This window comes from Paenibacillus lignilyticus (assembly GCF_017942085.1).
GTDB classification, from domain to species: Bacteria; Bacillota; Bacilli; order Paenibacillales; family Paenibacillaceae; genus Paenibacillus_Z; species Paenibacillus_Z lignilyticus.
This window is the reverse complement of record NZ_JAGKSP010000026.1, coordinates 1-15,419: the sequence shown is the minus strand read 5'-3', so window position 1 is coordinate 15,419 and position 15,419 is coordinate 1. Positions and strand designations below refer to the sequence as shown.

The 15,419-nt window shown below is 52.0% G+C and carries 11 protein-coding genes; all 11 read left to right on the top strand.

What is annotated here, in order from left to right; genetic code table 11:
- The first annotated feature begins 19 nt into the window (after positions 1–19).
- Positions 20–1,225 (top strand): methionine adenosyltransferase, encoded by a 1,206-nt coding sequence (gene metK / locus I8J30_RS29970; RefSeq protein ID WP_091225004.1) that lies wholly within the window; start codon positions 20–22, stop codon positions 1,223–1,225.
- Between the two features lie 135 nt (positions 1,226–1,360).
- Positions 1,361–5,779, top strand: a complete 4,419-nt coding sequence (locus I8J30_RS29965) for an Ig-like domain-containing protein (protein WP_210664095.1) — start codon at positions 1,361–1,363, stop codon at positions 5,777–5,779.
- 154 nt (positions 5,780–5,933) lie between these two features.
- Positions 5,934–8,654: a stalk domain-containing protein gene (locus I8J30_RS29960; RefSeq protein ID WP_210664094.1), complete on the top strand. Its 2,721-nt coding sequence runs from the start codon at positions 5,934–5,936 to the stop codon at positions 8,652–8,654.
- A 71-nt stretch (positions 8,655–8,725) separates the two neighbouring features.
- Entirely contained in the window at positions 8,726–9,886 is a 1,161-nt protein-coding gene (locus tag I8J30_RS29955) for a sensor histidine kinase (protein ID WP_091225007.1), read from the top strand.
- A 7-nt stretch (positions 9,887–9,893) separates the two neighbouring features.
- Positions 9,894–10,622: a response regulator gene (locus I8J30_RS29950; protein WP_091225008.1), complete on the top strand. Its 729-nt coding sequence runs from the start codon at positions 9,894–9,896 to the stop codon at positions 10,620–10,622.
- Positions 10,623–10,752: 130 nt separating this feature from the next.
- On the top strand, positions 10,753–11,373 hold the full coding sequence (locus I8J30_RS29945) for an RNA polymerase sigma factor (protein ID WP_210664093.1): 621 nt from the start codon (positions 10,753–10,755) through the stop codon (positions 11,371–11,373).
- Positions 11,370–11,852 (top strand): zf-HC2 domain-containing protein, encoded by a 483-nt coding sequence (locus I8J30_RS29940; protein WP_210664092.1) that lies wholly within the window; start codon positions 11,370–11,372, stop codon positions 11,850–11,852. Before I8J30_RS29945 ends, I8J30_RS29940 begins: the two co-directional genes overlap by 4 nt.
- 26 nt (positions 11,853–11,878) lie before the next feature.
- On the top strand, positions 11,879–13,039 hold the full coding sequence (locus tag I8J30_RS29935; protein ID WP_210664091.1) for a hypothetical protein: 1,161 nt from the start codon (positions 11,879–11,881) through the stop codon (positions 13,037–13,039).
- Complete coding sequence (locus tag I8J30_RS29930) at positions 13,036–13,746, top strand: LiaI-LiaF-like domain-containing protein (RefSeq protein ID WP_210664090.1); 711 nt, start codon at positions 13,036–13,038, stop codon at positions 13,744–13,746. The genes I8J30_RS29935 and I8J30_RS29930 overlap by 4 nt, the downstream gene beginning before the upstream one ends.
- A gap of 133 nt (positions 13,747–13,879) precedes the next feature.
- Positions 13,880–14,602, top strand: a complete 723-nt coding sequence (locus I8J30_RS29925; RefSeq protein ID WP_210664089.1) for a hypothetical protein — start codon at positions 13,880–13,882, stop codon at positions 14,600–14,602.
- 226 nt (positions 14,603–14,828) lie between these two features.
- Positions 14,829–15,419 (top strand): hypothetical protein (locus I8J30_RS29920; RefSeq protein WP_210664088.1); only part of this gene is annotated, 591 nt, incomplete at its 3' end.

The window sequence follows — 15,419 nt, the reverse complement described above, 5'->3', positions numbered from 1 at the left end:
TGTAGGAGGTTGAGATTAGATGTCACTTAAAGGACGTCACTTGTTCACATCGGAATCCGTTACAGAAGGCCATCCCGATAAGATATGTGATCAAATTTCAGATGCGGTATTGGATGCTTTTCTTGAGGTTGACCCGTATGCGCGCGTAGCGTGCGAAGTTTCGGTAGCAACCGGTTTGGTGCTTGTTATCGGCGAAATCAGCAGTAAAGCGGATTATGTCGATATTCCTGCAATCGTTCGTCGTACTATTAAGGATATCGGCTACACGCGCGCTAAATTCGGCTTCGATTACAGCACTTGTGCGGTTCTTACATCGCTTAATGAGCAATCGGCTGATATCGCGCAAGGCGTTAACGCTGCGCTTGAAACTCGTGAAGGCGTAGAGAACGTTCATCAAGAAAACCCGGATATCGGTGCGGGCGACCAAGGTTTGATGTTCGGTTTTGCTTCGAACGAAACACCTGAGCTTATGCCGCTTCCAATCGCGCTTGCTCACCGCATTTCGCGTCAATTGTCGGAAGTACGTAAGAACGGTACGCTGGATTACCTCCGTCCGGATGGTAAAACGCAAGTAACGATCGAGTACGTAGACGGCAAGCCGGTACGTGTAGATGCAATTGTTGTTTCGACACAACATGCGGAAGAAGTGACTTTGGAGCAAATCCAAGCCGACATCCGAAAGCATGTTATCGCTCCTGTCGTTCCTACAGAATGGCTCGACGAAGAAACAAAATACTTCATCAACCCAACAGGCCGTTTCGTAATCGGCGGTCCTCAAGGCGATGCTGGTCTTACAGGCCGTAAAATCATCGTGGATACGTACGGCGGTTACGCTCGTCACGGCGGCGGTGCTTTCTCCGGTAAGGATCCTACAAAAGTTGACCGTTCCGCAGCTTATGCAGCGCGTTATGTAGCGAAAAACATCGTTGCAGCAGGCCTTGCAGATAAATGCGAAATTCAGCTTGCTTACGCCATCGGCGTAGCAAACCCGGTTTCCATCAACGTTGACACGTATGGCACAGGTAAAGTCGATGAGGAAGTTCTTGTTGAAGTCATCAAGAACAACTTCGATCTTCGTCCTGCAGGCATCATCAAGATGCTTGACCTTCGTCGTCCAATCTACGGTAAAACTGCTGCTTACGGTCACTTTGGCCGTACAGACATCGATGTTCCGTGGGAACGCGTTGACAAAGCAGATTTGCTGAAAGCAGACGCTCTGCGCTAATCGAATTGATCCCATAAACGAAACCGCTCCTGACAAGGAGCGGTTTTTTTGCGCAACTTTTAACTTTATCTTCATTTCAGACCCCTCCGAGCCGAAAAATATAGTACATGTGTCTTAATTAGGGAGTGGGGAATATTGGTCCGAAATCGTAGATGGATATCAAGCTTAGTAGCAGCATTGTTGGTGGTGCAATTCTTCGTGGGCGGATTTGCATTTCAGCCTACGCAAGTATCGGCCGCCGCAAGCGGTCCGGTTATTTCCAGCTTCTCGCCATCGGTCCAAAGTGCGAATGTACCGGTGAATACCAATTTGATATTGGCTTTCGACGAGAACGTGAAGAAAGGAACCGGCTCTGCCACGATTCAAATTCGCAGGCAGCTCGATAATCAGCTGTTCGAGTCGTATACGGTAGCAACCGACAATAAGGTTTCTATAGGCAGCGGTACGAGTCGAAATATCGTAACGATCTCGCCAAGCACGAATTTTGCGCTGAATACGAGTTACTATGTCACGATCGATGCGGGGGCATTCGCGAACGATGCGAATACGAATTTTGCAGGGCTGAACAGTGCCGTAGGCTGGGTGTTCACAACGGTATCGGCGATCGACACAACGGCGCCGACCTTATCGGCAACGCCAAATGTAGATCCACTGACACCGGCTAATGGGACAACGGCTGGGGTAGGTACCTCATTGATGATGGTATTCAGTGAACCTGTATATGCGGCCAGCGGCAATATTACAGTTACCAATGTTAATCAGCCGGGTGATACGCAATCCATTAGCGTAAACTCGATCAATGTAACGGGGAGCGGCAGCGCCGGTAAGACCATTGTCGTGAGCTTGCCTAGCAGCTTGCAGGGGAATAGCACCTATGAGGTCCTTGTACCGAGCGGCGCTTTTCAAGATGCTGCAGGAAACAACTTCAGCGGAATATCGACGACAAGATGGAGATTTACAACCAATGCTCCGCCGATCGGAACTGCGGTTCTATCGCCGGCAGATAATGCTTTTGCCGTGAGCGTAGCTTCGAACTTCACGCTTTCCTTCCCAGGGACGGTTAGAGTGAATACAGGTACGATCAGTATCAACAAAATATCGGATAACAGCACGGTGCAATCGATTAATGTCACATCTTCGGCTGTATCTGTCGTTGCGAATGGCGCAGGATCAACGGTCAGCATTAATCCGCCGAATGACCTGGCGGCGAATACAGGCTTCTATATTCTGATCGATGCCGGAGCTTTTGTGGATGCATCAGATTCAATGAAGCAATATCAAGGCATGCAGGATGCGACCTCCTGGAATTTCTACACGGATCCGGGCAATGATACGACGCCTCCGACCATGCTTACAGAACGGAAACCGCTTAACGCGCAATCCACAACATCCATCAATCTGGAGATGAACTTCAGTGAGCCGGTCTATCCGGGCACAGGTAACATCACGGTTCGCACCTATCCATCGGGCTCCGTGTTTGCGTCGATTCCGGTTACTTCGTCCAAGGTTAGCGGCGGGGGCGGGACCAAGATCACCGTAACGGATAACAGTAAAACCTACGTCAACAATCAAAGCTACTATGTTGAAATTGGCGGACAAGCGTTCTCGGATGCGAAAGGGAACTATTTTACAGGCTTATCGGGCTCAAGCGCTTGGCGCTTCACGGTTACCCAAGACAGTGTGACGCCTACAATCGTGACTCAAACGCCTGCCAATACGGCGCTTGATGTTCCGGTGCTTGGCATGAAGCTGGAGGCATTGTTCAGCGAACCGATTTTGCTTGGCGCTGATTCACCCGCGATTGTAATCAGACCGATTACTACCGGCTCCGCGGTCGCAACAACGTATGCGATCGATCCGAATAATAATCGGAATCTCTTAATTACGCTCAGCAGCGCGATGCTGCCTAATACGGACTATTATGTAGAGATGGCAGCAGGTGCCGTAACGGACCTTGCCGGCAATCCTTTTGACGGGATCCTCAATCAATATCAGTGGACCTTCAAAACATCTTCAGGAGCGGCAGGGGCTCCAATCGTAACAAGAGCCGATCTGGTAGGAAGCAACAAGATCGCGATCACCTACAACGAGAATCTAAGCACCAGCGCAGATTCGATACCGGTTCCGGCCAATTTCTATGTGACCGTGAATGGTGCAGGGCGGGCGGTAACGGCTGTGCAAATAAGCGGACAAGTCGTGACGCTCACGCTGCAGAGCGCTGCATCCTATGGACAAGTGATACGAGTATCTTACTCAGCCGGCTCCAAGCCGATTAAAGATTTGACTGGAACGGCAGCAGCTAATTTCTCGAATTTGGCTGTTTCGAATGTGCCGGACGCTGTAGCGCCAAGACTACTGAGCGGAACAATTTCAGGCAACCTGATCCTATTGACCATGAACGAAGAAGTGGCGTCCATCAATCAGAATGCGTATTCGCAATTCACGGTTCTAATCGATGGCGCGTACCGAACGGTGACGCAAATTAGCGGCAGCGGAAATACGGTGTTTCTGAATTTTAGCGGGAATTCGGCTACTATCGGCCAGTCGGTCACATTGTCTTATTCCGCAGGCTCCTATCCGCTGCGCGATCTATCGAACAATGCGCTTGCTTCCTTCAGCAGCTTCTATATCCAGAACGGACAGGATGCGAAAGCACCGCTGCTGCAATCCATAACTTCGTCAGGCTATACCATTACGTTGAACTATGACGAGGGACTTAACGGTGCGCTGGTTCCAAACCCTTCATCGTTCTATGTGACGGTGAACGGAACAATGAGAACCGTCTCCTATGTGACCGTGAATGGGACGCAAGTTATCTTGAGTCTGCCGGTCTCAACGATTACCAGCGATGTTATATTGGTCACTTATTTAGGCGGGACGCCGGCGATTACGGACCTTGGAGGCATTCAGGCTCAGACGTTTAGCGCCGTGCAGGCGAATGCAAGCGGAACGACGACGCTTGGACTCAATGGGATCGTGGCAAAAGGCAGTGAAGTAACCATTACTTTCTCCAATGCGCTGAATACATCCTACTTGCCTTCAACATCGCAATTCAGCGTAAAGGTGAATAATGTGTCTCGTCCGGTATCATCAGCAGTCATTAAAGGGGCGGCTGTAGTACTCTCACTGTACACGCCGATCAGTGTCGGCGATGCGGTTAAGGCAAGCTACAGCAATGTCGGAACTTCCGTTCGTTCGACGACCGGCGCGATAGCGGCTTCGTTCACGGATTCCAATGTGGCGAATCAGACAACATGGGATGATGCCACGAGCGGCGACTTCAAGTCCGCGGTAGGCGGAGGCTTGGAAATCAAAGTATCCAGTGCAACGACGGCTTCGGCGGTTTCGCCTGCGGGAAATACAGTGAACAAGTTTATCCTGTCTTCCGAGAAGGTGGCACAAGCCTACAACGCGGTTCGGAAAGCCGGAGGCGCGATGCCTCGCGTGGTCTTCACGGTGCCGGACTCCGAGAAAGCGGCAGTCGTTGCCCTTCCGCTTGGCACTTTGGAAGATACGAAGAAAGCGACGTCCAATGCATCCTTCGCGATCGTATATAAGAATGTAACGTATGAATTCCCGCTCAGCGCGCTCAATTACGCACAGCTTGGACAGATGATGAATGCGGCAAGCGCAGTCGGGCAGTTGAATGTGTCCATCGACACCAATGCCGGAACGCTGGGATCAACGCTAATCTCTCAGCTGAACGGATCTAATGCGCAAATCCTCATCAATCCGATCAGCTTCGAGATGTCGGTTTCGAGCAATGGTCAAACGAAAAACGTGGAATCGTTGAATAACTATGTGACGAGGTCCATTACTACCGGAGCCGTATTGGATGGCAAAGCCGTATCGGTTGCATGGCTGGATCCGCAAACCAACAAGCTTTCCTATGTACCGACTCGGGTTACTCGCGCAAGCGGGCAGTCCGTCATCTCGTTTAAACGTAAAGGCAATAGTGTGTATGCAGTAGTACAGGGGGCAGCCGGGTATACCGATTTGAGCAATCATTGGGCACGCGCTGATATTCTATTACTAGCGAAGAAGTATATTGTCGAGGGCAATACGCTCACGACCTTCGCACCGAAGAAAGCTATTACACGCGGAGAGTTTGCGATGTTCATAGCGAAAGGACTCGGCCTTGCCGGTGACCGTACGGCTGCAGGTAAATTCAAAGATGTGAATACATCTACGGCGCTGGCCGCCTACATTGGGGCGGCGAGTTCGGCCGGAATCGTGAAAGGGATGGCAGACGGCTCATTCAAGCCAAACAATCCGATTACACGCGAAGAGATGGCATCCATGATGGTGCGTGCAGCAAGTGCGGCAGGCGTCTCGATCGTACCGAAGCAATCGACGGCGAACCTGCTTAAGAAGTACACGGATCGCGGCAAAATCGGTACATGGGCACAGACCGACATCGCTAAAGCAGTCGATTCCGGCATCATTAGCGGATTGACGGCTACTACCTTCGGAGCCAAAAATAAAGCGACAAGAGCAGAGGCTGCAGTCATGCTGAAACGGTTGCTCAGCTACTTGGAATTTATCGATATTTAAGAGAAATTGGGCTATCCTGTCGAATGGACACGGATAGCTTTTTTTTGTCGGTCGAATGATGTTGATAGGAGTCTTCTATCACACGTAACTTTTCTACTAGTTTCATAGTCTAACCATCATAGGACATTTATGTGATGGGAGAGTTGCAAGAGTAATGCGCAAACTAGTAGAGAAGAAGAAGTCCTCACAGGCCGGAAAACAATTGATAACCCTGACGCTGGGCGCAGCGCTGCTCGTTCAGCCGATTTCCACAATAGCATGGCCATCAACGGCCGCAGCAGCAAGCGATACAGAGGCCGTACCGCAAACCACAACGACCCAGACGCAGCAACAGCAACAATTAGTTCGCATGTCAGAAGAGATGATTACTTCCGGCGCCAAGCGCGTCGACTATACTTGGACAAGCAAGCCGGGGGAAGGCGCAGTGCTGTCCCGTGTGCATGTCATTGAGATCGATTTGACCAATCCCTTTGTAAAACTGGATGTCATGAACGGCAAGCCCGGCTCGGTTACAAGCGTGAGCTCGGTTGGCAATATGGTGAGCAAGACCGGCGCAGTTGCCGGTATTAATGGCGATTACTTTAACACGGCCAATGGCAAAGGGAATCCAATCGGTGCTGAAGTAAGCGGAGGCTTGTTGTCTGTTAGTCCGTCGAAGCTGACCGGGATGTATGCTTTTGCCGTGACGGCAGATCGCAAACCAATCATTGATTCCTACGGATTCGAAGGCAGCGTCACAGCAGGAGATGGTTCGACATTCACGCTATCCGGCATTAATAAGGCGGCATACCGTACGGAACCGGACAATGCTTTCAGCCATGCCAATGCGATGTACATTTATACGAGTGCATGGACGCAGTCCCGTCCGGACGTAGCGGATAGCTCTACGACTCCGACAGAGGTGCTTGTTCAGAATGGCATCGTCACGCAAGTCGTTGATAACGGCATGATTCAAGGCACCGTACCTGCGGACGGCTATATTCTTCGGACACATGGCAAAGCCGCTCAATATGCGCGGGAGCATCTTCAAGTCGGACAACCGGTGACCGCGTCCTATAATCTTATTGCTCAATCTACGGGACAGAAGATCGACCCGAACTCCTTGCAAATGCTGATTGGCGGTCACACCATTTTGGTTGATAACGGCGCAGCGGCGACGTATACAAGAAATCCAAGCAGTATCAGTCCAAACACAGACCGTGCGCGCACGGCAGTCGGCTATTCCAAAGACGGTACGAAGGTTATGCTCATTACGGTCGAAGACAGCGGCAGCAGTCAAGGCGTGACCTTGCCAGAGCTGCAGCAGTTAATGGTACAGCTCTCCGTATGGCGCGGCGTTAACCTCGACGGCGGCGGTTCCACGACGATGGTCGCGCGTCCGCTTGGCGATACAAGCACGCAGCTGGCATTCCCTACGGAATATGGCGATACACAGCGTCAGGTGGCAAATGGCCTTGGCGTATTCTCTTTGGCACCGAAGGGTCAGTTGAAAGGAATTAAAGCAAGCGGCAGCAGCGTGTTGTTCCTGGGACAGCAGGCCGCTTACTCGATGAAAGCCTATGACACCTATTACAATCCGGTAGACCCGGGCTCGCTGACTCCGGTATGGAAGACGGCGGATGCGCTGGGTACCTTTAATGGCAGCACGTTTACGGCAACGAAAGCAGGCAAGTCGTCCATCACCGTCAAATCCGGCGAGATCAGCGATAAGCTGGATATTGAAGTTGTCGGCGGCGAATCGATCGCATCCATGACTGTGGATGCAAGTTCATTGGTGCTTGAGAGCGGTAAATCGCTGACCGTACCGGTGCATGTGACATTGAAAGACGGTCGCCAGCTGACTGTGCCGGCATCCTCGCTGAAGTGGGAGCTGCGCGGCTTCACAGGCGCCTGGAGCGGGAATACGCTAACGATCGGAACGGTAAATCCGTCCGCATCAGTAGGCTATTTGATCGCCCGTTATGACGGTTTCTCCGCGATGACGGCGCTGGTGGCAGGAACCGACAAAAAATTTGATGATTTTGAAGGGAAGACCTACCCAATTTCGTTCCAAGGTACGAATGGTGTAGTGGGTACTTCTACGGTAGTCTCGGGACTTACCGGTGGAAATGCAACGAATGTCCTGCAATTGCAGTATGATTTTACCGGAGGCATCGGTACTAAGGCGGCCTATGCCGTGCTTAACGGCACGGGACGCAAAGTAGAAGGCAATCCCTCGGCAATGACGGTAGATGTCATGGGCGATGGAAGCTTGAACTGGGTGCGAGCTGAATTTGTGGATAGCAAAGGCGCAGCTCACTTGGTGACGCTTGCCAAGCAAGTAGACTGGATCGGCTGGAAGCAGGTTAAAGTCAATTTGCCTGCTGACCAAATGGCATATCCGGTGACGCTTAAACGTCTCTATGTGGCCTCCCTTGAGGATGGTCAGGATGAGCGGGCGCTCACAGGTACACTGGCTTGGGATAACCTGGCGTTCCAATATCCGGCGGTAATTCCGGATCCGAAACATGTGAAGATTGAACTAAAGGTCGGTTCTAAATCGGCGAAGGTTGACAGTCAGCCCTATAAGCTGGATGTAGCACCGCTTCTGTTGGACGGTACGACATATTTGCCGCTTCGCTTCGTAACCGAAGCAATGGGCGCGCAAATCGGTTGGGAGGCTGCGCTTAAACGCGTTTCCGTTCTTCGCGGCGATAAGCTGCTGGAAATGTGGGTAGGAAGAAGCGATTTCCTGTTAACAGGCGTCCGGAAACAGTCCGAAGTAGCCCCGATTATGAGAAGCGGTCGTACATTAGTCCCGATCAGACTCGTCTCTGAGCAATTGGGCCTACGCGTAAATTGGGACGGAAAATTGGGTACGATTACCGTTGAATGAGATGGTCGCCTACTAACGGTTATGTGATATGATAGTTTTAGTATAACTTGAAGAAAGTGGGCCGAGACATCTTGGATTATCGCATAAACGACATCGATCGCGTGATCAAGAACGCGGTCTCAGTGATGGAGGACAGCAAATATCAAATTTTTGAAATTTGCGAGTCGGCGCGCAAGGAAATGTTCTCTCTCGGTCAGGAATTGAACCAAGTACTCGCTGAAGCTGCGGCTATTATCGATAAGGTAGATAAGCTAGAGCTGGATTACCGCAGAGCGCGTATCCGTTTGACGGAGGTAAGCCGCGACTTTGTCCGCTATAAAGAAGAGGATATCAAGACGGCTTACGAGAAAGCGACGCAGCTGCAGCTGGAGCTCATGGTGTTCCGTGAGAAAGAGACGTATTTGAAAGCTCGCAGGGATGACCTGCAGAAGCGCGTGCGCAATGTTGAGAAATCAATTGAACGCGCAGAGTCGATCGCTTCGCAGATCAATGTTGTGCTGGAATATCTCTCGGGTGATTTGAACCAAGTGACTCGCATCCTGGAGTCGGCGAAGAACAGGCAGCAAATCGGACTCAAAATTATATTGGCCCAAGAAGAAGAGCGCAAACGGATCGCCAGAGAGATCCATGACGGACCGGCTCAGTCTTTGGCGAATATAGTGCTTAGGACGGAAATTGCGGAAAGAATGCTTGTGAAGCAGGAATTTCAAATCGTTCAGGAAGAATTAATAGATTTGAAGAGTCAGGTGCGATCCGGAATCGAGGAAATTCGCAAAATCATTTTCAATTTAAGACCTATGGCCTTGGATGATTTGGGACTTGTACCTACGCTGCGTAAATATATTCAGGATTATGAAGAGAAAAGCAAAATTCGGACGATGTTCGAAACGATCGGTAAAGAGGTCCGGCTGCCATCGGCAATGGAAGCCGGGATTTACCGGATGGTTCAAGAAGCGTTCAGCAATGCCTTCAAGCACGCCAATCCTACCTTTGTCATTCTCGAGATAACTTACCAAGCTCAAATGGTTAAAATTGTCGTCAAAGATAACGGTGTCGGCTTCCATGTGGATCAAATCGAATCCCGTGCAAAAAACAGCGTCCATTTTGGACTGATCGGGATGCGTGAACGCGTGGAGCTGCTAGAGGGAAGGATGGAGATCGAATCCACGATCGACCACGGCACGAAAGTAACCATTCATATACCTATTAACGGTGAACAGAGAAAGGAGTAGAATAACGATGGATGCAAGGAATGTAAGCGTTAAACGGAAGATAAAAGTGCTGATCGCCGATGATCATCAATTATTCCGTGAAGGTCTTAAGCGGATCCTCAATATGGAAGATGATTTGGAAGTAATCGGGGAATGCAATGACGGCATTCAAGTATTGGAATTCTGCAACCAGAACAAGCCGGAAGTCGTCCTAATGGATATTAATATGCCGATCGAGAACGGGGTCGTTGCGACAGAGCGTCTGCGTGACATTTTCCCGGAGGTCAAAGTTATTATTCTATCGATTCATGATGATGAGAGCTACGTGTTCGAAACGCTGCGTAAAGGTGCAAGCGGTTATCTGCTGAAGGATATGGAAGCGGAGGCGCTTGCGAACGCGATTCGTTCCGTCGTAAACGGATACGCCTACATACACCCGAAGGTAACGGGCAAGCTGATCAACCAGCTTCGCCGCATGACCTACCTCGATGAAATCGGCGCAACCTCGGGAGCGGCTGCAACTCGCGAAGCCGGCGTGAAGTTCATCCCAAGCGAGAACAACCCGTTGACGCGTCGTGAGGCCGAGGTGCTTCGCTTGATGGCTGAAGGGAAGAGCAACAAGATGATTGGCGAGTTCCTCTTTATCAGTGAGAAAACGGTCAAGAATCATGTCAGCAGCATCTTGCAGAAGATGGAAGTGGATGATCGGACGCAAGCGGTTATCAACTCGATTAAATTCGGTTGGGTAACGCTGTAACGTATACATAAGAACCGGAGAAGCTTCTGCTTGATGCAGGAGCTTTTTTTGTTTTGAAGGTGCAGGGGTAGGCGGGGTTGAAATCGTCTAACTAAGAGAGAGGGGAGGGAGAGAGATTCGAGACGAGGCGTTGATTGTTCAAATTCAGAATGGGGATCGCGAGGCATACGCAGAGCTGGTTGCCCGCTATCGGGATGAATTGTATCGGCTGATCTGGAGTGTAGTGCGTGATCGGCGCGATGCGGAGGATACGCTGCAGGAGACCTTCGTGCGGATCTACCTCGCCCTCCCGGATTATCGGGGTGACGGCTTTAAAGCCTGGGCATCGCGAACGGCCGTTAATCTCGCGATAGATTGCCGCAGACGCAACACCCGCAAAGAGGCGCTGCTGCAGCGCGCCGGTCATGAGGCTTTGTCGCAAGGGGAAGCGGGGCAAGCGATTGGGGCTAGGCCGAAGGGGAATCTTTCATCTGCTCAACATGGGGCAAGCTCGTGTGCAGAGGCTGCGGCGGGGCATGCACCGCCTGCGGAACTCGAAGCGCTGAAGCGTGATCGCAAAAGGCGTGTTCGCGCGATGGTAAGCACGCTCCCCGAGGGATACCGGCGCGTGGTGCGGTCTTACTTCTTGGAGGACAGACCGTATAAAGAGATCGCCGAACACGAGCAGCTGCAAGTGAAAAGCGTGGAGTCTAAGCTGTATAGGGCTAGACAATGGATGCGCAAGCATTGGAAGGAGGAGGATTTGGAATGAAGCATCAGGATGAGGTTTACTGGCGGAGGTATGCCGAGGATATGCTCCCTGAAGAGGAACGTGTGGAAGCCGAGGAGCATCTGTCTGTCTGCGGCAGCTGCCTCGAACTGTATATGGAGCTGCTCATCAGCGTAGATGAGGTCGAGTCACTGGACAGCGTGTCAGCGGAGGCCGTTACGGAACGAATTATGGCCGCAATTGCAGCGGTGGATGAAGACCAAGCACCTCCTCCTCCGAAGGTGGATACGGTGCGCAGGAATCCAATCAAGCGAAGCAGCCGTAAACAAACGATGATTCATTATGTGATCGCGGTATGCGTCATGCTGGTTCTCATGTCTACCGGTGTGTTTCAGCGCATAGCCGAGCAGCCGCAGCAGTGGGAAGAGCATCAAATCAGCAAGAAGGAATCGGTTTCCGTCTCCATCATGGAGCGGACCGCGGCGGTTATCGAGGCAATGGTCGAGAAGCCGAATAAATAATACGAAGAAGAAGGCGAGATGATGGTATGGTTAAAAGTCCAGTGGCGACGCTGTTTTTGGGCTTTGTGCCGGGAATAGGGCATATGAAGGCAGGACGTTTCGGACGGGGACTGATCTATTTGTTGTTGGTCATTTTCTGTTTCCTGTTCGCGGCCATTGCAGGGGCAGGCGCCAACGAAGAAGGCTTTATGGTCATGTTTTTGTTTTTTGCATTCTTGATCTGGGCGATCAGCGTGCTGGACTTGATCATCTATTTGATTCGGAACAGCGCCGCAAGGGCGATTCATATTCCGGCGCCGGTACCTGGGCAATCGGCATACGGTCCGCATCAGAGGCCGGAGACGACGACAAACGAAATGGCATACACCGCAACCGGCGCTCCGTACCGGGAGTCGAACGGTCAGTCGAGCGAGCGGTTTTATACGATTCTGTTGTCGTTTATTCCGGGGCTGGGTCATCTGCAGCTAGGGCTGATGCAGCGCGGACTTAATTTAATGATCGGTTTTTTCGGCTTGCTGGCGATGATTATTTTCGTGGCGGTGCTTGCCGATCAGCCGGGCTTTCTGACGTTCCTGCTGGTGCTTCCGATCATTTGGCTATTTGGGATGTTCGATGCCATTCGTCATGTAGGGCTGAAGCAGTCCGGCGAGACGCTGCAGGATCGTTCCATTCTCGATGATTGGGAGGATCACCGTCAAGGCGGCAAGCGAAGCCGGTGGTTGTCGACGGTATTGTCGATATTGCCGGGAGCGGGGCATATGTATCTCGGTTTGCAAAAAAGAGGGCTGCAGCTTATGGCTGGCTTCCTGCTCTCGATCTATCTGCTCGACGTGCTTCAGCTGTCCTTGTTCCTCTTCATGGTGCCGCTGTTATGGTGTTTCTCTTTCTTCGATGCGCTGCAGCAGCAGTCGCGCTTGAATAACGGAGAGGGCCAACTGGAGGATGTACCGATCGTGGATTGGCTTATTCATAGGCAAAAGTGGCTCGGCATCGCGCTTGTAGCGCTTGGTCTTTACTATACGGCCGATCGTCTGCTGCTTGATTATGTGCAGCGCGTATGGGGAGATTGGCAGCTAACATCGGACATTCGCTACTATTTCAAAACCGTCATAACGGCACTGCTGCTTATCGGAGCGGGCGTTAAACTTCTATCCGGCAGTAAGCAGAAGGCGGTGAAACCGGAATGAGACAATGGCGTGTTGGTACGTGGTCAATGGGGACGGCGCTTATCGCAATGGGCGTGCTGCTCGTAGCGGTTCAATTCGGCGGAATAAGCTGGCTGGATCAAGGGATGATTTGGTGGCCGATGCTGTTTGTGCTGGTTGGGCTCGAGATCATCATCTACTTATGGCGCAGTAAGACCGAACAGCCGGTGCTTCGGTATGATTTGTTCAGCATCATTGCGGTTGCGGTTCTCGGCGGCAGCTGTTTGCTGTTCACGACGGTTAATGCTACGGGATTGATGGATGAGATACGCGGCTCGATCGGTGCGAAAGAAGTTCGTGTCAAAGCGGAGCAAGTATCGGAAAAGATCGGGACCGGCGTGAAGCGGATCGTCGTGCAGGATGAGCATTATTGGAATGGCTCGTTGATGATTGATGCCGATGCCAGCGGTTCTGGCCAGGTGCAGGCTTTTGGCGCTTGCCGTTATGAAGTAGGAAGCGGGGATAAGGCACCTGCTTCTGTTGAATTGGTGGAGACTCACCTGGTCGGCGATGCTCTGTATGTAACGCTTAAGCAGCCGGAAGCGCGGAGATCCTTCATGGCTTCGACGCCATCCTGCCAGCTGACGGTGGTGCTGCCGAGCGATAAGAAGGTAGAGCTTGAGAACGGTCTGCAGCGGTTTATGGGCGGGGATCGGAAGCTGCCTGCGGGTTGGGGAATGAAGGAGTAGGGAGCGGGTATTAGTGAGATAGGGAAGGGGCAGGCGCAGGGACGCATGCCCCTTTTTTGCGACTTGTCCGTGAATGTCCGTCACCCATGGGCGGTTTACGGCATATGATGTCACAAAAAAGGAGGTGGCTGCCTTGATTCCAGTCTTGTTATGGATCTTCGGTTGTTACGCCTTGGCTGCGGCTGCCGTACATGCCGTATCCGCACTTACCTGGAGACGGGAACGTCATATTAAGCATTACGTCCTGATCGCCGGTAATGAACAACTGCAGATGGAATGGTATATGCGCTCGCTTCGGCGTTTTTCTCATTTTACTGGCACAGAAGTGAAAGTGACTGTCGTGGACCGCGGCTCAGAGGATGAAACGATGAGTATTGCTCGGTGTTTTGCCAAGCGCGGCATGAATGTCCATTTTCACTCCTCTGCCTCGCCAGATGAGCAAGGCCGTTTGCCGGAGACGCTGAGCCGCCCCGCATCGGTCAAAGCCCCTGAAGTGTCGAGCGCGAAAGATGGGAAACCTGTCGGTGCGAAAGGCGAGAGAAATTCGGGTGTGAAGAATGAGAAGCGCCCAGTCGAACAGAATGAGAAACACTTAAGTACGAAGGATGAGAAGCAGCTGGTTGGGCATAGCGATAAGAAGGATGAAGGAGATAGCCTTGCAAAATGGCATCGCTTTCGCACGAAGCTGCGGATATCAGGACGTCGCCATCCGGATGGCCGCATCAAGAAGCACGGCAAGCCCGAGCCGACAAACTTGCTTTGGATGCTTCAAGCCGAAGGCGTTGTCTCCGTGAAGGACCATGCGGTGCTGATTGACTTAAGAGATCCCGCGGATCTTTCTAAGCTTCCGTTCTAGGGGTGAACGGAGAAAAGAATGCTAGTAGCGGCTTTGCTTGGGTAAAAGTGAATTGCGAAGATAACGAGGCACAATGTATAATCTATTCAAGTGAATACAGACGAGTGAAGCACACCCGTATGATCTGCCTGTGAGGCGGATTGGGGTGTGCTTTTTCGTTGTGCTGGTAAGGAAGGCTTTGGCAGTGGTGAGTTATTCATTTCAAGGGAAAGGGAGGAAGACAAATTTGAAAGTTCTTTTGTATGTGGTTGGAAACGGGGAAAGAACAAGGGCGATGTGGTCGGTTGCGCCGGAGGTGGATATGGCGTACTGGCTTGTGGATGGGTATAGGGAAGAGTCGGAGCGGGTGTTGGGTGGATGGGGGAGAGAGAGTGGAGGGACTGGAGAGACCGATAAGACTGGAAAGTGGAAAATGAAAAGAGAGAGTGAGGAGGGTGATGTGGAGGACAGAAGCAAAAGCAAGGGCGGATATAAGGTGGTTGTTTGGTCGGAACAATTGCCTCTCGGTTTGGCGGCAAGGATAGTGGAACGCTGGCCTGATGGAGCGGGGCAGAGGGAGATGCGCGAGGTGCTGACGCGCCTTGTTCATGAAGCATGGGCATATGATGTCCGACTGGGCTTGCCGGCCAGCGGGAGTGAGGATGCGCATGCACATGCGGTTAGCGCCTCCGAGCTGTGCGAGGAGGCGCGGGGACTTGCGGCGCGGGCTTGTCGCGCCGCTGCGCTTGTGCAGGGACGAGCGCTGCTCAGCAGCGAAGCGCTCGCCCTGCTCGGGGCCGCGGGTGCGGCCGGGCTGGCCGGCGCAGCGGCGTTGTCT